Annotated in this window: 23 protein-coding genes; 11 read left to right on the forward strand and 12 right to left on the reverse strand. The window is 41.2% G+C overall.

What is annotated here, in order from left to right:
* Positions 1–27: 27 nt before the first annotated feature.
* Positions 28–1,260, forward strand: a complete 1,233-nt coding sequence (locus BRLA_RS16185; protein WP_003336858.1) for a nucleotidyltransferase — start codon at positions 28–30, stop codon at positions 1,258–1,260.
* Positions 1,261–1,275: 15 nt separating this feature from the next.
* On the opposite strand, the gene BRLA_RS16190 is transcribed toward BRLA_RS16185, so the two are convergent.
* Entirely contained in the window at positions 1,276–2,364 is a 1,089-nt protein-coding gene (locus tag BRLA_RS16190) for a SepM family pheromone-processing serine protease (RefSeq protein WP_003336857.1), read from the reverse strand.
* Positions 2,321–3,154 carry a patatin-like phospholipase family protein gene (locus tag BRLA_RS16195; protein WP_003336856.1) on the reverse strand — a complete coding sequence of 278 codons (834 nt, stop codon included), beginning with the start codon at positions 3,152–3,154 and terminating at the stop codon, positions 2,321–2,323. The genes BRLA_RS16190 and BRLA_RS16195 overlap by 44 nt, the downstream gene beginning before the upstream one ends.
* A 133-nt stretch (positions 3,155–3,287) precedes the next feature.
* Between BRLA_RS16195 and ylbJ the strand changes: the two genes are divergently transcribed.
* Positions 3,288–4,505, forward strand: coding sequence for a sporulation integral membrane protein YlbJ (ylbJ, locus tag BRLA_RS16200; protein WP_003336855.1), 1,218 nt, complete (start codon positions 3,288–3,290; stop codon positions 4,503–4,505).
* A 96-nt stretch (positions 4,506–4,601) separates the two neighbouring features.
* On the opposite strand, the gene coaD is transcribed toward ylbJ, so the two are convergent.
* Together coaD and rsmD are read right to left on the reverse strand one after the other, a co-directional pair.
* A complete protein-coding gene (gene coaD, locus BRLA_RS16205) occupies positions 4,602–5,096 on the reverse strand; it encodes a pantetheine-phosphate adenylyltransferase (RefSeq protein WP_003336854.1) in 495 nt (164 codons plus the stop codon).
* 1 nt (position 5,097) lies between these two features.
* Positions 5,098–5,664 (reverse strand): 16S rRNA (guanine(966)-N(2))-methyltransferase RsmD, encoded by a 567-nt coding sequence (rsmD, locus tag BRLA_RS16210; protein WP_003336853.1) that lies wholly within the window; start codon positions 5,662–5,664, stop codon positions 5,098–5,100.
* A gap of 431 nt (positions 5,665–6,095) precedes the next feature.
* On the opposite strand from rsmD, the gene BRLA_RS24330 reads away from it, so the two are divergent.
* Together BRLA_RS24330 and BRLA_RS16215 are read left to right on the forward strand one after the other, a co-directional pair.
* Positions 6,096–6,239 carry a hypothetical protein gene (locus tag BRLA_RS24330; protein ID WP_003336852.1) on the forward strand — a complete coding sequence of 48 codons (144 nt, stop codon included), beginning with the start codon at positions 6,096–6,098 and terminating at the stop codon, positions 6,237–6,239.
* Positions 6,240–6,318: 79 nt separating this feature from the next.
* Positions 6,319–7,299 (forward strand): non-homologous end joining protein Ku, encoded by a 981-nt coding sequence (locus tag BRLA_RS16215; RefSeq protein ID WP_003336851.1) that lies wholly within the window; start codon positions 6,319–6,321, stop codon positions 7,297–7,299.
* A 70-nt stretch (positions 7,300–7,369) separates the two neighbouring features.
* Here the strand turns inward: BRLA_RS16215 and BRLA_RS16220 are convergent, their stop codons facing one another.
* Positions 7,370–7,915 (reverse strand): glutathione peroxidase, encoded by a 546-nt coding sequence (locus tag BRLA_RS16220; protein ID WP_041752642.1) that lies wholly within the window; start codon positions 7,913–7,915, stop codon positions 7,370–7,372.
* A gap of 174 nt (positions 7,916–8,089) precedes the next feature.
* On the opposite strand from BRLA_RS16220, the gene BRLA_RS16225 reads away from it, so the two are divergent.
* The 6 genes from BRLA_RS16225 to BRLA_RS16250 all read left to right on the forward strand — a co-directional run bounded on the left by BRLA_RS16225 (position 8,090) and on the right by BRLA_RS16250 (position 12,761).
* Positions 8,090–8,719 (forward strand): YhbD family protein, encoded by a 630-nt coding sequence (locus BRLA_RS16225; RefSeq protein ID WP_003336848.1) that lies wholly within the window; start codon positions 8,090–8,092, stop codon positions 8,717–8,719.
* The gene (locus BRLA_RS16230; protein ID WP_003336847.1) at positions 8,720–9,442 is read left to right on the forward strand and encodes a polymer-forming cytoskeletal protein; all 723 of its coding nucleotides are present in this window, start codon (positions 8,720–8,722) and stop codon (positions 9,440–9,442) included. It begins immediately after the preceding gene.
* 56 nt (positions 9,443–9,498) lie between these two features.
* Positions 9,499–10,437 carry an ATP-dependent DNA ligase gene (locus BRLA_RS16235; RefSeq protein ID WP_003336846.1) on the forward strand — a complete coding sequence of 313 codons (939 nt, stop codon included), beginning with the start codon at positions 9,499–9,501 and terminating at the stop codon, positions 10,435–10,437.
* A 105-nt stretch (positions 10,438–10,542) separates the two neighbouring features.
* Positions 10,543–11,439 (forward strand): non-homologous end-joining DNA ligase, encoded by an 897-nt coding sequence (gene ligD, locus BRLA_RS16240; RefSeq protein ID WP_003336845.1) that lies wholly within the window; start codon positions 10,543–10,545, stop codon positions 11,437–11,439.
* A 130-nt stretch (positions 11,440–11,569) separates the two neighbouring features.
* Entirely contained in the window at positions 11,570–12,364 is a 795-nt protein-coding gene (gene lgt / locus BRLA_RS16245) for a prolipoprotein diacylglyceryl transferase (protein ID WP_003336844.1), read from the forward strand.
* A gap of 157 nt (positions 12,365–12,521) precedes the next feature.
* Positions 12,522–12,761, forward strand: coding sequence for a hypothetical protein (locus BRLA_RS16250; protein WP_003336843.1), 240 nt, complete (start codon positions 12,522–12,524; stop codon positions 12,759–12,761).
* 32 nt (positions 12,762–12,793) lie between these two features.
* Here BRLA_RS16250 and BRLA_RS16255 read toward each other — a convergent pair whose 3' ends face one another.
* The 5 genes from BRLA_RS16255 to BRLA_RS24825 all read right to left on the reverse strand — a co-directional run bounded on the left by BRLA_RS16255 (position 12,794) and on the right by BRLA_RS24825 (position 16,170).
* Positions 12,794–13,801 (reverse strand): inorganic phosphate transporter, encoded by a 1,008-nt coding sequence (locus tag BRLA_RS16255; RefSeq protein WP_003336842.1) that lies wholly within the window; start codon positions 13,799–13,801, stop codon positions 12,794–12,796.
* Positions 13,794–14,411 carry a DUF47 domain-containing protein gene (locus tag BRLA_RS16260; protein ID WP_003336841.1) on the reverse strand — a complete coding sequence of 206 codons (618 nt, stop codon included), beginning with the start codon at positions 14,409–14,411 and terminating at the stop codon, positions 13,794–13,796. The genes BRLA_RS16255 and BRLA_RS16260 overlap by 8 nt, the downstream gene beginning before the upstream one ends.
* 457 nt (positions 14,412–14,868) lie before the next feature.
* The gene (locus BRLA_RS16265; protein ID WP_003336840.1) at positions 14,869–15,567 is read right to left on the reverse strand and encodes a GGDEF domain-containing protein; all 699 of its coding nucleotides are present in this window, start codon (positions 15,565–15,567) and stop codon (positions 14,869–14,871) included.
* Positions 15,568–15,746: 179 nt separating this feature from the next.
* The gene (locus BRLA_RS25160; protein ID WP_338012067.1) at positions 15,747–16,019 is read right to left on the reverse strand and encodes a VOC family protein; all 273 of its coding nucleotides are present in this window, start codon (positions 16,017–16,019) and stop codon (positions 15,747–15,749) included.
* Positions 15,961–16,170 carry a VOC family protein gene (locus BRLA_RS24825; RefSeq protein ID WP_003336838.1) on the reverse strand — a complete coding sequence of 70 codons (210 nt, stop codon included), beginning with the start codon at positions 16,168–16,170 and terminating at the stop codon, positions 15,961–15,963. Before BRLA_RS24825 ends, BRLA_RS25160 begins: the two co-directional genes overlap by 59 nt.
* 284 nt (positions 16,171–16,454) lie before the next feature.
* Here BRLA_RS24825 and BRLA_RS16275 point away from each other — a divergent pair, with 284 nt between their 5' ends.
* A complete protein-coding gene (locus BRLA_RS16275; protein ID WP_003336836.1) occupies positions 16,455–16,904 on the forward strand; it encodes a MarR family winged helix-turn-helix transcriptional regulator in 450 nt (149 codons plus the stop codon).
* Positions 16,905–17,057: 153 nt separating this feature from the next.
* Here the strand turns inward: BRLA_RS16275 and BRLA_RS16280 are convergent, their stop codons facing one another.
* Together BRLA_RS16280 and BRLA_RS16285 are read right to left on the reverse strand one after the other, a co-directional pair.
* Complete coding sequence (locus tag BRLA_RS16280) at positions 17,058–18,731, reverse strand: diguanylate cyclase (RefSeq protein WP_003336835.1); 1,674 nt, start codon at positions 18,729–18,731, stop codon at positions 17,058–17,060.
* Between the two features lie 444 nt (positions 18,732–19,175).
* Positions 19,176–19,787, reverse strand: coding sequence for a YhcN/YlaJ family sporulation lipoprotein (locus BRLA_RS16285; protein WP_003336833.1), 612 nt, complete (start codon positions 19,785–19,787; stop codon positions 19,176–19,178).
* Positions 19,788–19,993: the final 206 nt, after the last annotated feature.

Raw genomic sequence — 19,993 nt, forward strand, 5'->3', positions numbered from 1 at the left:
CTGGTAGAAAGGATGTAATTTTTACAAATGAAATCAGTGGGCCTTATAGTAGAATACAACCCTTTGCACAATGGACACAAGCTTCATTTTGCATTAGCGAAAAAAATGACAGGCGCTGATGCCTGTGTCGCCGTCATGAGCGGCAACTTTTTACAACGGGGTGAACCTGCCATCGTCTCGAAATGGGCTCGCACGGAAATGGCTCTGCGTTTAGGTGTTGATTTGGTAATTGAACTCCCTACAGTCTTTGCCACCTCGAACGCTGAGTTGTTTGCCCATGGTGCGGTCTCGCTGTTAGATCGCATCGGAGTAGTTGATACGCTATGCTTTGGTTCGGAGTGCGGAGACATTAGCTGGATGAAACAAGCGGCACAGCTACTCGCGCATGAAGCACCTGAATTTTCTCATTTACTAAAAGCAGGGTTACGCGATGGTCTTCCGTATCCTAAGGCATACGCTGAAGCGGCTCACACGTACCTCACCGATCACGGCATTCACGGCGCAGCTCTCGATCAACCAAATAATATACTCGGTTTTAACTATCTCCTATCACTGGCTAGGTTAAACAGCAAAATTGTACCTGTCACCATCCAACGGCAAAAAGCAGGCTATCATCAAGAAACAATCACAGACGAGCAGATAGCAAGCGCTACCGCTTTGCGAAAAATATTGACAGAGCAACAACAAAAGATAGCAGCAGTCGCCGGATACGTACCGAGAGCTACTGTAGAAGTGTTGCAACGTGAATGGCTTTCTGGGCTTTATCCTATGACGTGGGAAAATTTCGCTCATCCTCTATTCCATCGTCTGTTACAGCTCACTGCACAAGAGCTTGCTACGTATCATGAAATAGAAGAAGGAATGGAATATCGGCTCCTTGAATCGGTACGGCGATCAAAAACCGTTGCACAGATGATCAGCTCTGCTAAAAGTAAACGATATACGCAAAATCGCATTCAACGTATGTTGCTTAACGTGCTACTCGATGTGAAAAAAGACCAGATATCTGCTTTCAACCTCCGCCATGGCGCCTCATACGCCCGTGTACTTGGGTTCAGCCAGAAGGGAAGAGCATTACTTCAGCAGGCTAAACAAAAAAGTGCAATCCCCCTCTACACGAATGTAAGGGATGGATTGCACCCTATGCTTGATGTTGATATTCGCTCAAATGCTTTGTACCGTTTGGCTCATTCGACTCAAATCGAGCAGCCCTTTTTGGAAGAATATCGCCGGATTCCTTTACAAATCACACCTGAGTAAGAGAAGTCGTTTCTTTTACTCTGTTCCCTTTGGCTTTAGGTGCTGAAGGTATTGTAGTGCATCATCTACCGTTTTTACTGGAACAATCCGCATAGAGGTATGAATACGTTTCGCAGTTTCCACAGCTACTTCATAGTTTGACTTATCGCCGCTTGTATCGTTTGGCGCAAAGAAAATTTCTGCTCCTGCGGCATCAGCGGCGATAACCTTGTGATTGATGCCACCGATCCTTCCTACAGTACCATCGGAATTCATTTCACCCGTTCCAGCAATACGATAGCCACGCGTGATATCGATTTCTGGACGCAATTGATTATAGATTTCCAAGGTAAACATTAAGCCTGCGGACGGTCCACCAATATTATTAGCGGCAATCGTAATTTTCTTATCAAATAGGATGCGCTTTTGATCCTGCGGTGTAATACCAAACCCAGCTCGATGGGACGTTGCTCCATTATTTTCGGGTAATTGCGCCAGAATCAATTCCACCTGTTCTTGTTTTCCATCCCGTTTAAATTGTAGTTGGATAGCATCACCAGCCTTCTTACCTTCCAATAAGAGGAATAGATCATTCTTATTTTTAACCGGCTTGTTGTTCAGCGAGGTAATGACATCTCCCACCTTCAACACGTTTTTAGCTGGAAAGCCATCCATTACCGACAAGACTAAGACTCCTTGATCCTCCATTTTGACTGGATAGCCAGCTTTTTTCAGGGCGACCGCTTCTGCAACCTGCTGCGATCGCTGCATCACCAACAGCTCCCGTTTTGCATACTCCTCATCGCTTTCACCCTGCGCTGTAATAAATTTATCGGAAATGAGATCAGCATCCTTAGAAAATTGTACGTATAAATACGTTAAAGGTGTTGCTCGGGACATGCGTACAGTGGTCAGCATAAATGTACCCTTCTCATCCTTTACGCCGCCTTCTACGGTAATCATAGGCGAAAGCTCTTTAGCCGTCCCAGCACGCTGTACGTAATAAGGCATAGGTATATAGGTACTAATGACCATTAGAATCATAATGATCATAGCTACCAGGACGGCTACATTCCGTTTATTAGTTCGTCTTAATCCCTCGTTCGATTGATTTTCGTTTTGCATCTGTTTCCTCCCAATTCTTTATCATCTCTTTAATTTGATCAATATGCTTTCGAGCCGCTATCTCTCCTAATTCGACAATTGATTCTATTTGTGTAAAAGACAAGCTACCGATGTGACCTACCTCTGGACGGATCACTAAATCTGCTGATAGCATCCTATGGCGCAAAATTTCACGTTCCATTACATCTATCGTTTGAGCAATCACATCAAAGATGCTTGACACTTTCATTCTGGTGTCAAAATTCGCTACATCAATGGCCAGGACTAGATCAGCCCCCATTTCTTTCGCAACGGTTATCGGCACTCGATCAATTACACCTCCATCCACCAGCATTCTGCCATTTACCTGCTCTGGCACAAAAATTCCTGGCATAGCAATACTGGAACGCACAGCGATATCTACAGGTCCCTCTGTAAAAACAACTCGTTCTCCCGTCTCTATATCAGTTGCTACAATTGCTAAGGGAATTTGTAGTTCTTCAATATTTTTGCCATGTGTTAATAAGCGGATGATTTCTTTTATCTTTTGACCGGCTACCAATCCCATATGAGGGACCACTAAATCTAACCAGTGCTTGCGCTTTAAATTTATTGCCAATTTCTCCATCATGTCTGGTCGAATTCCATTTGCATAAAAGGCCCCTACCAAGCTCCCCATACTGCTTCCTGCTATAAAATCAACAGCAATATCATGCTCTTCAAGTACCTTTAGAATACCGATATGAGCCAATCCACGGGCACCACCCGCTCCAAGTGCTAAACCAATGGTTGGTCGTTTCTTGTCTGTCATAAAAAACGCCTCCTCCCCTCAATCATATGAAAACAGCCCACTTCTCCATTCATTTTTTAGCTAGTAGAGAGTATGAATAGTTTGTACCTCTCCAACGTAGACATGTACTAACGCTTACATCCGGGAGGGTTATATGTCGCATCGTTCTCCTTATCTCACAATTAGTTTAGCGATTTTGTCGCTCCTTTTGGTTTTTGTACTTATTATTAATCCGGAGCCATCCTTTCAAGCTGCCGTTCGCGGCTTAAACATTTGGTGGGAAGTCGTCTTTCCTGCTCTTCTCCCCTTTATATTTGTATCGGAGGTTCTGATGGGAGTTGGTGTTGTTCATTTTATCGGGGTATTACTTGAGCCACTGATGCGTCCTCTCTTCAATGTCCCGGGTACAGGAGGGTTCGTGCTGACAATGGGGTTCTCTTCCGGCTATCCAGTCGCAGCCAATCTAACCACGCGTTTACGAGAGAAAGGCCACATTACAAAAGTTGAAGGGGAAAGGCTCGTTACCTTTGCTACTACGGGAGATCCACTTTTTGTTATCGGTGCAGTAGCCGTTGGTTTTTTTAACAGTGAACAGCTCGGATATGTAATCGCCTTTACCCATTATGGTGCTGCAATCCTACTTGGCATGCTTTATCGTATGTACTCCCCTGTTTCTCCCATAACAGCGATTTATGAAAAATCACAGCATCCCTTACTTTACCGGGCCTTACAAGCTATGCATCGTGCCAGACTCAGTGATAATCGCCCTTTTGGCAAGCTAATGGGAGATGCCGTGCAATCCGCACTACAAACCCTAATGGTGGTCGGGGGCTTTATTATCATGTTTTCGGTCTTGCTTCAAATGATGCAAACCGTTGGCATTACCAGCTTCTTAAACCGGGTTCTCTTTTTATTGCTGGGCCCGTTTGGATTTACAGACGCGATGGGTAAGGCTGGCTTAGCTGGGTTATTTGAAGTAACAATGGGTGCTCAAAATACTAGTGAAATTCAGAATATCTCGATGATGGTCAAAGCAGCTATTACCGCTGCCATCATATCCTGGGGTGGTCTAAGCGTCCATGCGCAAATTGCAAGCATTTTAAGCAAAACGGATATTAGCGTGAAGCCTTATCTCATCGGGCGGGCTATCCATGCTATTTTTGCAGCGGTGCTAACAATCGTATTCTGGAAACCACTTACGATCATCACGCAAAATGTAAATACAAGCATCCCAGCATTTTTACCTAGCGAGCACTTACTTCAGGCTAAATCGTGGTGGCTTATTTTTTCTCAAATGAGCACCATTGCAGCTTGTATCGCAATTGTCTTATTTTTAATTTGTTTTTTATTACACAAGCTTTGGAAGCAATAATGGCCTAATATGTATACAAATAAAGGAAGGGTAAGAAACCCGCGTTCCTTACCCATTTATTGAAGCCTTTCCCTACAGGCCGGCTAGCAACCATTCCTAGCTGTTTCCCTGTAATTCCTGAAACTTTAACCGCATCGATTGCTCTACAATCGGGGGTACCAAATCAGTTACATTGGCATCATACTTGGCAAGCTCCTTTACGATGCTTGAGCTTAAGAAAGAATATTGATTATTTGTCATGACAAACAGTGTTTCAATCTCCTCATCCAGCTTGCGATTAATAGAGGCCATCTGCATTTCATATTCAAAATCAGATACTGCCCGTAAGCCCTTTAACAAGACCCGAGCCTCTTTTCTTTGCATATAATCAACCAACAAGCCATTAAAGGTATCTACCTCTACATTAGAATACTCGGCTGTTACTTCACGTAATAATGCCATGCGCTCTTCTAATGTAAATAACGGCTTTTTATTTGAATTAACCAGTACAGCCACAATAACCTTGTCAAAAATTTTAGCTCCACGCTTAATGATATCTAGATGCCCATACGTGACCGGATCAAAACTGCCTGGGCAAACTGCTATTCTCATGCTAGGAATCTCCTTCCACTATATAGCGATAAATAGTAACCCTCGTATCTCCATAAGTAGAGCAACGATATTGCTCACACATTCCAATCTGTTCAGGTAAAGTTAGCTTAGCATCATGCTCGGTGACAATCCAAGCATCAGCGGCTACCATATGTAATTGTTGGAGTTGTTCAATCTCTTGCTCAAGCTTTTGCTTTGCATAAGGAGGATCAAGAAATACTAAATCAAATTGCACCCCACGAGTAGAAAGCACCTTAAGGGCACGTGCTGAATCGATTTTATAAACCTCTGCCTGCTCATCCAATCGCAAGGTTTTAAGATTTTGTTTGACCGTGTTAAAAGCTTTGTTGTCTCTGTCTACAAAAATGGCCTTTGCAGCACCCCGACTAAGAGCTTCAATCCCTAAGCCTCCTGTCCCTGCATATAGATCCAACGCCCATTCCCCATCAAAATATGGTCCGATCATGTTAAAGATGGATTCCTTTACTTTGTCTGTTGTGGGCCTTGTGCTTGTACCAGGCACGGCAGCTAGCGAACGACCTCTATGTTCTCCTGAAATCACTCTCATTTTCTCTTCACCTAACTTGTATACATATCCGTTGTCACACTTTTTCGTGAGACAGTAGTTTTCATACTACCATATAGGAAGGAAAAACGTAAAATTTTCAATCCAAACGATAAAAAATATAAATCAGGATGTATAACTTACCAGTTTGCTGGTAAAAATGTGTTACAAGCGATGCTATGGTGTCGCTGACAACCGCGGAGAAGACTTACGTTTCCCCATAAGCTCTTCCTCCGGTTTCTCCTCTCCCATAATTGAAGTCAGTTCAGTTGACACCTCATGTAGATAGGAGCATGAAGGTGACAGGTTTCCCTCGTGGAAACAGCTTGAATGACTGCCTCACTCTTTTTAAGAAGAAGTGAGGTATTTTTTTGTCCAAAACAGAGATATTAGTAAACGTCCCCATTCATAAAGAATAGAAGGAGAGAACTAGCATGGCTGCTAAAAATCCATCAGAACGTAAGATTAAAGCCTCTAAAGCTCAATCGCAGGCGGATCGCACTGGTGTTGGAATCGAGCGTGCCCGCGATATGCAATCGGAAGCGGATCTTCTTGATGCCAAGAAGCATAACCAATAAACATTGTTGACGTCCCAAAAGTTACATGCCAATACATTATGCCTCCTTGTGGATACTACTTCTATAAGGAGGCGTTTTTTTGCACACCGTTTGGAAAGGTTCCATTAGTTTTGGTTTAGTGAATATCCCTGTTCGTATGTTTACAGCAACAGAAGACCGCGATATTCGTTTTCGTCAATTGCATAAGGAGTGCCACACGCCCATTCGGTACTCCAAGGTTTGCCCAACCTGTGACCGTGAAGTAGCTTCCGATGAAATCATAAAAGGATACGAATATGAAAAAGGTAATTTTGTTATGATTCAAGACGAGGATTTGGACAAAATCGCCCCCGAAACAAAACGGGCTATTGAAATTGTCGATTTCGTACAACTGTCAGAAATTGACCCCATTTACTTCGATAAAAGCTACTACCTCTCTCCACAGGAAACAGGGGAAAAGGCTTATTCCCTCTTACGGGTCGCTTTGCAGCAGACCGGTAAAATCGCAATTGCTAGAATCACCTTGCGTAATAAAGAAAGCCTGGCCGTATTACGTATATATCAAAATGGTATGGTGTTAGAAACGATCTTCTATCCAGATGAGGTACGCTCCTTAGCTCAAGTACCAGCTCTCCCTCAAGCAGATGCGCCACTAGTCGAGAGTGAGCTAGCTATGGCCATTCAATTAGTTGAAAGCATGTCTCGTCCCTTCCACCCTGAACAATACCAAGATACGTATCGACAGCATCTACAAGAGCTCATTACGAAAAAACTGGAAGGGAAAGAGGTGGCAACAGCGCCTTCCGCACCACGCGCTAATGTCATTGATCTCATGCAGGCATTAAAGGAAAGCTTGGCTCAAGCTGAAGCCCCTCAAGAGCTGGCAACAAAAGAAACAAATGAGAATCGTGACATCGTGGAACGATATCCTGAGCCGCGGCCTATTGCTCAGAATCCCAAAAAGAAAAGCAAAGCATCTACAACTGCTGCTACAACGAAGCTAACCCCTGATACAAGCACTACCAGTGTAACAAAAGCCTTGCGACGAAAGAAAACACAGACACCGAATGCGAAATCATAACGAAAAAGCTGAGGGCCCAGCTTGTTGCTCTCAGCTTTTTCATTTTTACTTTCTAGGATAGCTGGTATGTCTATAATACATCCTTAATTGGAGCTTCTAAATCCATTGGCTCAACAGGCGACTCAAAACGCCCCACTACCTTCCCTTCTCGATCCACTAAAAATTTTGTGAAATTCCATTTTATAGAGTCATCCATCAAAGTCTCAGGAAATTTTTCTTGTAAAAACATATGTAAAAGTCGACCAGATGCCTGTGACTCATCAAAGCCAGCAAATGGGATTTGCTGACATAGATAACGAAAGAGCGGATTCGCATTCGTTCCCTTTACATCCGTTTTCGCAAATACCGGAAAATTCACCCCATAATTCAACTCGCAAAACTGAGCAATTTCCTTGTTATTTCCTGGTTCTTGTTGCTCAAATTGATTGCAAGGAAATCCTAAAATTTCTAAACCATCATCTCGGTAACGATCGTACAGCTTCTGTAAATCTGTATATTGCGGTGTAAAGCCACATTTGCTAGCTGTATTAACAATAAGTAAGACCTTCCCTTTATAACGTTCTAATGACACCGTTTCCTCATGCATTGTTTGTACGGAAAAATCAAAAATGCTCAAACAAATCACCATCCTCTCCTCTACATTATAATCATTCTAAATAAATTACGGCAATTATTTTTGCACTTACATACACTTTTGATCCATTTACAACGTAACATTGTTATGTTACGATCATTTGCACAAAGTAAACTTCTATCCTTATAAAAGGAGGTCACCCAAATTAACCAGGAATTGCTTTCAAAAAAACAATTGCTAGAGCAAACCGGAATCTCCTACGGCCAGCTTTACCGCTGGAAACGTAAAAATTTAATTCCCGAGGACTGGTTTATTCGCAAGTCAACCTTTACAGGGCAGGAGACTTTTTTCCCTAAGCAGGAGATCCTGCATCGAGTGAACAAAATTCTAAGTCTGAAGGATGATCTGTCACTAGATGAGTTGGCAAATATGTTCTCTCCTATTCCTTTAGATCATGCAATGAATAGACAAACGATCCTTTCTCGAAACATTGTTACACAAACTTCACTTGAGCTATATGAGGAATGCTTTGCCAAGCAGCAGGAATACTCTTTTGAAATCGTCTTGTCCTTGTATGCTGTTGATCAATTACTGCTCAGCGGTGAGTGTAGTCGAGAAGAAGCCAAAACCGTTCTGCGCACCTATGCAACTAACTATGCTTCCTTACAGGGGAAAACGGCTGAACTTATTCTTGTTAGAAAAATGGGCGTATCCATCTGTTTAATCACATCATCTTCTGAAGAACTATTTTGGGAAGAGCATGCTCGAATTGTTACCCGTCTTTCTCTTCCTGTTTTACTTGAAAATTTGAAGCAGAAATGGGACATACTCAAGGAGGAATTGTAAATGTCAAGAAAAGAACCCGATGATCTCGTAATCAATGGTTCCATGAAAATACCTGGAGGAACTTTTCATTCTGTCAAAATAGCTGGTAGTGCAAAAATCACGTCTGATCTTGTATGTAAGGAATTTTCTTGCGCGGGGCATGCTACTGTGGATGGAGATGTTGAGTCTGAAACCTTTGTCGTTCGAGGCAACTCCTCGGTTCATGGAAGCGTAGAAAGTCAAATCTTGAAAATTAGTGGGAATACAAAAGTCAATGGTCAGGTTAAAGGTCAGGAAATTAACATTGATGGCAGTATTTTGGTTGATGGCTCCTGCCATGCAGAAGAGATGAGAGTACGTGGCTATACTAAAATTGCTGGCGATTGTGAAGCAGAGTCCTTTCAGACGTATGGCTGCTTTCAAATAGAAGGATTACTAAATGCGGGACGAATTTATATTCAGCCAAGCGGTGAATGCAGAGCAAAAGAAATAGGCGGGGAGCATATAGAAGTAAAACGACGCGGCTCCTTTCTGCCTTCCCTTCTTCGCCCGTTTTTTTCCAACAGTCTAACTACACATATTATCGAAGGCGACGATATTTATTTAGAAGACACCAAAGCCACCATTGTCCGTGGCAATCATATCACCTTAGGTCCAGGATGCGACATCCAGCTCGTAGAATACAAAACGAGCCTTATTTGCGATGATAAAGCAAATGTGAGGGAAAAAGTTCAGCAGCAATAAAATCGGTTAAGAAAGCGATCTGTACATCCAATCATTCCATTGTTACGAGGTGGCATATGAACCCAATCATCCCATTTGAACCAACCATTTGTGAAAGTATTCCTCAAGGCTCTGAATGGATAGCTCAGATTAAATGGGACGGTGTTCGCATCTTAACCTATTTTGACGGTCAACAGGTTCAGCTATTTAACAGAAGAGGCAACGAAAGAACCTGGCACTACCCTGAAATCACAAATATAGCTACGTATAGTTCAGCCACTTCCCTTATTTTGGACGGTGAAGTAATTTCCCTTGGTTCTACAGGAAAACCATCCTTTCATGAAGTAATGCGTAGAGATGGAATTCGCCGTCTTGAAAAGGTATCTCATATAAAATCCCAGGTTCCCATTACTTATATGATCTTTGATATCCTATTTGTTAATGGGGACTGGGTCAATCATCTTCCCCTACGCGATCGAATGGAACTGCTACAGCAGTGGATCAAGCCTTCTGAGCATATTCAGCTGGTAACCAGTCATCCCGACGGACATGCACTATATAAGGTTGTACAAGAACATCAATTAGAGGGCATTGTTCTAAAAGATCTAACAAGTAGCTACCTTATCAATGGAAAGGATAAGCGTTGGCAAAAGAAAAAATACTACCGTGATCTGATTGCTGTTATAGGCGGTGTTACGTTTCGCGATCAGGTGGTTAACTCGCTTCTATTAGGACTCTACACACCCGATGGTCATTTACACTATATTGGTCATGCTGGTACAGGAAAACTGACAAATGCAGATTGGTTAGCATTAACACAGGTTATCAAGCCTCTCCTTCAAAAGGAGATGCCCTTCATAAATCGACCAGATCGGTATAAGGATGCCAGTTGGCTTTCACCTGAACTAACGGTAAAAGTGCATTTTGCTGAGTGGACAAGCGGTTTAACATTGCGACAACCAAGTATTCAAGCCTTTGTCGATGTACCAGCTCAGTCATGTCGATTTGATGTGTAATATTTGCTGAAATGATCTGGACAAAAAAGAAGCGGATGCTGTGAAGCAAATACAGAAATATCGGGAAGAATAAGGCACATCCGAATAGCAGGAGGTGTTTATTCCATGGCGATTGCTACGAAAGAGTATCGTTTAGAGATCGAAGGAAAAGAACTAGTTATCACCAATCCCGATAAGCCTCTTTGGCCTAAAGCCAGCGTAACCAAACTCATCTATTTACAATATCTCATACAAATGGCTCCTTATATACTCCCTTATACAACTGATCGATTTTTAACTGTGATTCGCTATCCGCATGGAGTCGAGGATAAATCGTTTTACCAAAAAAATCTTCCAGATTATGCGCCAGAGTGGATTCCACGTGCTGTAGATGGCTCTATCACCTATGCATTGTTAAATGATACTGCCACACTGATCTGGATGGCCAATCAGGCTGTATTAGAATGGCACATTGCTTTTCATACCTATCAAGAGGAATGGCCTACTGAGTTGGTTTTTGATCTTGATCCATCCACTCCCGATTTTAGAGATGCAATAGAAGCTAGTTTGTATCTAAAAGAGATTCTGGATGAGCTACAGCTCAACAGCTATCCCAAAACATCGGGGGCCAGTGGTATCCAAGTTTATATTCCTATTCAGCCAGGCTATGCTTTCGAACAAACTCGAAAGGTAGGAGAATTTATTTGTAACTATCTGACGCAAAAATATCCGAAAACATTAACCATCGAACGTTTGACGAAGAATCGAGGAACGAAGTTATATCTCGATTACTTACAGCATTGGCGCGGCAAAACATTACCCGCTCCCTACACAACCAGAGCCAAGGAACTAGCAACAGTCTCCGCCCCTCTAAGCTGGTCGGAAATAGAGAGTGTACATCCTAGTGATTTTACTATCCACACAATGCCTGAACGGGTCAAACAAAAAGGAGACTTATTTCTTCCTTTACAACAGCAAGAAAATCGATCTACTCTAGACCATATTTTAGATATATTAAGCTAAGACATAGACGGATTTTTTGTTCCAATCCTTATCTTGATAGAAAAACAGCTTTCGTGAGAATGGAGGAGGAAATACGTGTGTATTCTATGTTATACTTTCCCCATGAGTAAACATGAGGAGGAGATTCACTTTGTATGATCCGATTGCCTTTTCCATCGGAAGCTTAGATGTCCATTGGTATGGACTTATTATGGGGACTGCTTTTTTAGTAGGAACATATCTCGCGCGTTATAATGCCAAGCGCTCTGGTATAGATCCCGATCACATTTTAAACATGGTGGTCTGGATTATTCCTGCCGCTATTGTTTGTGCTCGTCTTTATTACGTAGCCTTTGAGTGGAGCACGTATAAAGAGAACTTGCTCGATATCTTTAAAGTCTGGAATGGTGGTCTGGCAATCCACGGAGGACTCATTGGCGGATTTATCGCTGGTGCTTTGTATATAAAAAAATACAACCTGCCTTTCCTTACATTAGCAGATGCTATGATGCCTAGTGTTATCTTGGGTCAAGCCATCGGTCGTTGGGGTAATTTTATGAATCAAGAAGCACATGGGGATGTAGCTTCTGCCGCATTCATGTCTCACTTCCCTGCCTTTATCCGTGAACAAATGTTCATCCAAGGTCAATACTACCATCCTACTTTCTTGTATGAATCCTTGTGGAATATACTTGTCCTTGCTCTCTTATTATTGATGCTGTACCAGTTCAAAAAATTTGATGGACAAATTTTAGGCAGTTACCTGATTTTATATTCATTTGGCCGTTTCTTTATTGAAGGAATGCGTACAGACTCCTTGTATCTCGGACCTTTACGCATCGCCCAAGTAGCGAGCCTTGTTTTGATGGTAGCAGGCTTCATCGTCCTAGTTTACTGCTATCGCAGACAAAAAAAGATCGGTTCCAAGCAAAAAGATAGTATGTAGCAAGACCCATAGATAAAGCACTCTGCCCCAGTAAAAGGGGCCGGGTGCTTTTGTTATTTTCAGAAGAGCTGTTGCTCGTTTAAAAAAAATAGAAACAGGTCATACTGGATTTACAGTCATAATCGACTGGCATTTCTGATAAGGAAGGGCTGAAAAAATGACTAGTGAACTGTTAGAAGAATATTTAGATCACATTGTAATTGTGCATTATCAGCTAGCCAACGCTTCGAATACACTCCCCGCTCATCATACAGAAGAAGGGTTGTTTTATGATTTTGACAGTGCTGGAATCTTGCTATGTCAAAAAAATCTGTGTTATATTCCATTTCATTCCATCCAAAAAATAGAAATAAAAGCTAGGCCCACTCTCTGGCAACGCTTAACAGGAGTGTCCTAGCTTTTAGCTTATAATCTTACTATTGTTACATTTTATAAAAACACATCAAGAACACGATAGCTGACAGCAGCTAAGAGAGCTACTGTTGGAAGCGTAATCACCCATGTGAAAACGATACGTCCTGCAACCCCCCACTTAACAGCAGAGAATTTCTGTGAGGCACCTACCCCCATAATAGCGGAGGAAATAACATGAGTGGTACTAACCGGCAATTTCAGAATCGTAAATAGAGTAATGATAAACGCAGAGGATATATCAGCTGAAAAGCCTGAAATCGGCTTGATCTTCATAATCTTGCCACCTAGCGTTTTGATAATTCTCCATCCCCCAACAGAGGTTCCGAATGCCATGGCAAGAGCGGCTGACACCTTCACCCATAACGGGATATCTGTTGTTGTAGCGAAACCACCTGAAACCATTGCAAAAGTAATGATTCCCATCGTCTTCTGTGCATCATTTGCACCATGGCTAAATGCTTGCCAGGAAGCAGACAGCACCTGTAAATAGCGGAAGCCTCTGTTTGTCTTGTGATAAGGCATGTTAGCGACGATTTTGGAAACAAGTTTAATAACAATAAAACCAACTACAAAGGCAATGAGCGGAGAAAAAATCAAACCTTGAATGATTTTGATAAAGCCACCATAATTAACCGCACTAAAGCCTTCAGCTCCTACCACCGCACCTGCAATTCCACCGATTAATGCATGGGAGGAAGAGCTAGGAATACCGAACCACCAAGTAATCAGGTTCCAAAGAATTGCAGCCACCAAAGCAGCAAGAACTACCACTAAACCATTTTCTAGCTGAAATGGATTAGCAATATCGCTACCAATCGTTTTGGCAACACCTGTATAAGTAAGCGCACCGACCAAGTTAAAGATCGCAGCCATGAGAATGGCCGTACGTGGGCTTAGCGCACGAGTTGACACCGAGGTTGCAATTGCATTGGCTGTATCATGAAATCCATTGATAAAGTCAAAGCCCAAAGCCATAATCACCACAAGAATGAGGATGATTAGTTCTGGCGACAGATTAAGCATTCTTCAGCACAATCCCTTCAACCAGATTAGAGACGTCCTCAGCAAAATCAGCACAGTCTTCCAGTTTTTCATATATCTCTTTCAGCTTAATCGCTTCAATTGGGTCTTGCCCTGGTGTATTTAACAGCTCAGAAACCATTTTGCGATAGTTCGCATCTGATTCATGCTCAAGTGCTTTAATATCCTTTGCGATACCCTCTACTACGTTATGATCCAGCTTACGTAGAGTGCGAATCAATTCAATTAGTTTAGAGGTTAGCTGGTGTAGGATATTCGCTTGAGCTAGAACACGCTTGTCTACTTGTTTTACCTGGTAGAGATACATGCATTCTGCAGTACCATCAATCAAGTCAATAACGGAATCCAGTGTATGAGCCAACGCGTGAATATCCTCACGTTCCAACGGTGTGATAAATGTTGAGTTCAACTGGTTCATTATTTGACGAACAACAGCATCGCCTTCTTTTTCAACTGCTTTAATTTCAGCTACTTTCTCCTGTAAATTTTGGTAGTTACTAACCATTTCAAAAAAGAGATGGGAACCTTTATGTACAGTCGCAGCTTGCTGTTCAAAAAGATCGAAGAATGTTGTTTTGTTAGATTTGATCATGGAAGAAATCTCACTCCTTCAGAATTATCACCTCTACGATTATATAAAACATGGTTTTCTACGTAAATTGATTTATAGTCAAAATTCGACAAAACTATGTTAAGTTTTTGTAAAGATATTAATAAGATTTGATAAACCGCTAGATGACAGGGTTTTTCGCGCTTTTATTTTTTATTTATTTGCAAAAAAATCCTTTATTTCCTCCATGATAATTAAACAAAAACATACTTATTTTGTATTTATTGATAATTTATACATTAATTTACTGGTAATATTTAGATATTTTTTGATGCTTGATCGCAAATTGTTAACAAAATGTTTGCTTGCCAAATTCATAGGTCATTTGTATCAGATGCTCTCCCGTTTTTTTCGTCATCAAAAAAACCAGGGAGTATCCTGGCTTCATCTTAGCTCTTTTCTATTGTGTACGTTGTTACATACATTCATGTATATGTGTTTAATGAAGTGGAATGTGGTTGGTGTCACGATGCCAAAATTTTATCTCCCCGCCCACTGGACCACTATATAAGCAATCACGTTGTTTTTTAGCTTGGTACATAATTTGGTCTGCATAGGCAGTAAGCTCCGTAGCTGTAGCAGCATGATCGGGATAGGAAGCTACCCCTATACTAACTGTCACTTCGCCTACTTCCTGTCTAATTTTGTTCTGTAAACGCAGTCCTACATCCACTCCTTCCTCTAGGCAGGTATGCGGAAGTAGCACCACAAATTCCTCGCCTCCCCACCGTCCAACTAGATCATTTCCCCTGACATTTTCACGTAAAAATCCCGCAAAGCGCTTCAAAAGCCTATCACCTTCCAAGTGACCATGCTCATCGTTGTATTTTTTAAAATGATCCAGATCAATAACCAGTAATGTGACTGAATATTCGTGGATTTTTGCTTTTTGAATTTCCCTGTCCATCATTTTAAAAAACTGTCGATTAACCAGAACTTCTGTTAGTGAATCATGATGAGCCTGTTTTTTATAGTCCTCAAGCTTTTTTCCATAATAAAAGCCGCATGCACCTTGGAGAACTGCTAAAAAAAATGGAACATAGACAGATTGAAAAGAGACCTGAGAAACGGCGCCAAGCCACCACCATAAGCAACCGAGCAGAAATCCGATACCTGCTCCTCTATATCGATATCTCAATTTGATACCTCCCTCAAGCCGGACGCTGTTTCATAAAAATCAGAAGTAAATCTTAAGAACCATATTCTCTAGTTCATTTTACCCACTGATTCTGCTCATTTCAAGCTGTAACATTTCCAAATTGCACCCAGAAAAAGGATGTATCTATGTTTTTTTCCAAATTATAGGCAAGAGATGATTTAGGTCCAATTACTCATCCTTTGATGCAATGTACTGGTATGTAGTTCTAGCATAATCTTATCGGGATCATGAAAATATACGCTTTTGCCCCCTCCACGAAAAATAGGGCCTTTTACTAGCATGATTTCCCTCTTACGTAGCAGATCCACTGCTATGTCAAAATCCTCCTCGTTTATATAGAAGGCACAATGATGAAGGTGCTGTTGCTCAAGTTTAATCGGAAATATTTCCGGCCTCTCCAATAGGCATATCCAAGCACTTCCCCATTCCAAGTATGCATCTGTTCTCCCCTTGATGAACCATTTTCATTTGCAATTTCTCACAATAGAAACGTAAAGATTGTTCCAGATTTGAGACCTGTAGAGTGATATGACTAAAACCTATAACTCCTATATTTCCTGATGAATTTGCCTGTTCATTCATGTTTTTACTCGCTCCTAATCATCATTTCTTTTCCAATGATACCCCTATCCAAATGGAAAATCCCTAGCACGAATCTAATAAACCCCCCTTCTACACCTATAATTTTTGCCACAAACATTTTCCTTACCAAAAGAAATATGCTGTTAAAACATACTATCCTCCCACTTTTTCTTTTCTGTTTCCTTAGACATTACACGAAAGCATCGTGTGTCTTGCTTTGACGAAGCTTTCTATCTGTGGTTATATAAAAGGAAAACGCTTTTTGAATGGAAAGGACCCTGTTTATGAACCCTAGCTCGTACTTAGCTGATGTATGTAATAGTTTAGGTCATAATCTTCATCGAATTGGTCAGCTTACCCGTGAGGAAACGAATAAGGTATTAAAGCCTTACGATCTCACCCCTGAACAGTGGCAAATGCTTGCTGTCTTATATAAAACAAATGGTGTTACCCCAACAGAACTAGGGGAGATTACCTTACGTGACAAAACGACTATCTCTCGAATTTTGCCTGGATTATTTAAAAAGGGATTTATTTATAAGGAAGCACATCCTCAAGATTCCCGTAGTTATGTGGTTAAGCTAGTAGATCAGTATCAAAGTATGGTAGAAGAATCATTAATGAAAATCCGAGAGCATTATCAAACTAGTTTTTTTGCCCCTCTATCAAAAGATGAGCAACAGCAATTATTACAGTTGTTAGTTAAATTACGTAAAGGTGTAGGCGACTTGTAAGCATTCGGTTTCATGCCGCTTATTGTCGATTATAGGCATTATTTCCACGGAAATGATGCCTGTATTTTTTATGAAGCTTTTTATGACAGAAAAAAGAGTAAGATCGCTTGATCGTAAGCCTCTTACTCTTTTTATACACATATAGGTTTGTCATTACTCGGCATACAACAGCCTCTTTACACGCAATTCCAATTCAAGCATTGAAAACGGTTTTGACATATAATCGTCTGCTCCTAACGACAATCCTTGAATGATATCTTTTTGATTATTTCTTGCTAAAAGCATAATGATTCTCATCTTACGTAATGCTTGATCTTGTCGAACTATCTGCAATAAGGAAAATCCATCCAGTTTGGGCGTAATTCCACCTAAAATACAAAGCTGTGGTCGCCTTTTCCTCATAGCTTCCAGCGCCTCTTTCCCATCTGTGGCTTCTACGATATCCACTTCTAAATGTGCAAGCTTTGTTCTTAGGATTGAGCGAATCATTGGATCATCATCAGCTATAAGTAAGCATTTTTTCTTTTTTGCTTCCGGCTCATTTCGAGGCTTGTCCCGTTCCAGCTTAGCTCTAACAATTTGGTTACGCCCTTGGCGCTTCGCCTTGTACATAGCCCGATCAGCTAGCTCCAGCCATTTGTGCTGCGGCATTATATGGTCCCAATCAGCAACTCCTGCCGAGAACGTAATATGAAAATCTCGCCCATCTATTTGTAATACAGGAGATTGCTGTAGCTGATCTCGGATTCTCTCTAAAACCATTGTAGCCTGCTCAGCAGACGTTCCAGGGAAGGCAATTACAAATTCCTCTCCTCCATAACGCGCTAATATATCTGTTTCACGTAAGCTTTGCTGTATTTTATGTCCCACCCCTTGCAATACTAAATCACCAATATGATGTCCATAACTATCATTAATTTTTTTAAAATAATCGATATCAAGAAAAGCTATCGAAATGGGCTCCTGTTTTCTGCGGGTTTGAGCCAGTTCTACCTGCATCTGGTGATCAAAAGAACGTCGATTGTTCACTCCTGTTAATGGGTCACGAAAAGCCATATGCTCATAGTACTGAGTTCTCGTAAGCAGACGGTAGATACAGGCCTCCAATTCCTCAAAATGGAAGGGTTTGGTTACATAATGATCCGCTCCCATCCGATAACATCTAATCTTATCCTTCCTATCCTTCTTTCCAGATAATACGACAAGTGGAATCCACTTTAAGACGAGATCATTTCTTACATATTCAAAAATCTCATACCCAGACTGAGTTTGCATCGTTAGGTCGAGCATGATTAAATCAAAGGTTCGTTCCCATAATAAACGCTTCGCCTCTTCCGCACTATTAGCCTCTTCCACAAGATATCCCTCTTGAGAAAGGCGTTTGAGTAAATAGGCTCGCGAAACCTCATCGTCATCAATTAAAAGCAATCGATATGCTTTTTTATTTACTAGCCGATCCTCCTGCATTTGTTTCTCTTCCTGTACCGTTTCCATGTGACTCAAGCTCAGTTCCATTTTTAATTGACTAATTAGCATATGAACTTTCTGAAGCTGTTGAGGAGCCCGTCTTTTTTCATAATCCGTTTGTGTCCATTCCAATTCCTTTAGTAATAAATCAGCTACGTTGCCAATTGCCGCTAAACCATAGATAGAGACATTCTCTTTCCAAGTCTGAGCAATGTGGTAAATGGCTTGAGCTGACTGCCGATTTTGTTCATAAACATATTGCTCCAGATACTGCTCCATACGATTTAGTTGATTTGTTAATCCTCGTAAAAATAACTTACGTGCCTCATATAACTGTTTTTGATTTTTATTTATACTCATGGCAACATGTCACATCCACTTCCATCCGTTCCCCCATCAGTTCAAAGCAACGATCATGAATAAAAGCTGGTAACCGATTGTAGGAAGTAGAGAGCGGTACCATACTAAAAGTGCTGCTTGCTTCTAATAGGGATTTGTCTTCATTGGTTTTATATGTTTGGTATTGGCTATTATATATATGACGATAAAATTGTTATTTTTGTTACCTGTAATACATATCCAATCGTACATGTAATCCCTATTTGAGCAACCTAATCATTCTGTAGCAACCCCTGCCCTAGACTTGATCACGAGTTAATCATTCTCGCTACAATCCCTTGCGTAGAACTGCTACATTTTTGTACCGTAATTTATCTCCTTTTGCGAAGTGTAATATGATTATGTATATTTATTTGAAAATAAAAAGGCGGCAGGTACTTTAAAGTACCTGCATACCTATAATCTCTAGTAAGCACCAAAGCCCTCTGTATATGCACCTACATCATTAATTAAACGTCTGAATTCACTGTCGTCCACATACTCACCTGCCAACAATCTGTCATGGACAGATAGAATTCGTTTATACATTTTATAATCAGGCGTAATAAAGACGAGACGTGCCTTATCCTGACGAATTAATGTGTCTCGTATGCCCCGAATAATCCGATTATCGTGTCCATCAACATTTAATTTTAAGCTTAGCTTTGGTCGTAGTTCACTCGTTGGATCACGTTGAATCGGTTTTCGTTCATACTTTCCGTTAGGAGTTCCATCTGTGATTACACCGATCAACATGGTATCTCCATAAATAATCGCTTTTGCATCGAGTACGCCAGGCACCTTCTTAGCCCGTTCCTCCACGGCGGTTAACTGATAGCTATTTGTATTTTTTCCTTGGTACATCATTTTCACTGGTCCAGGTTCTACAAATTCATGGTTATTTCGACGATCACTTTTGTAATCCTGAATGCCAATTTGCGTATTCGTGCCACCTGGAGAACGGGTAGCACACCCCACTAGAGATAGACTCAGTACCATTGCTAAGCTCCATATCATAGCCGTATATATTTGCTTCATGCTAACACCCCCAGTAGTTATAGCATGCTTGTTTTAAAGGGGTTTTACTCGATTAGCCGTAATGGTAAAAGTTCTTAAGAAACAGAAGGTAACATAACAAATAGACCTCCCTGACTTATGCCACCAACGGAGGTCTATCTTCGTTTCCTTTTGCAAAACAATGTCATTTTACAAATAAATAGCTCATGGGGAAATTTCGTTTGCAT

The organism is Brevibacillus laterosporus LMG 15441 (assembly GCF_000219535.2).
Taxonomy (GTDB): Bacteria; Bacillota; Bacilli; order Brevibacillales; family Brevibacillaceae; genus Brevibacillus_B; species Brevibacillus_B halotolerans.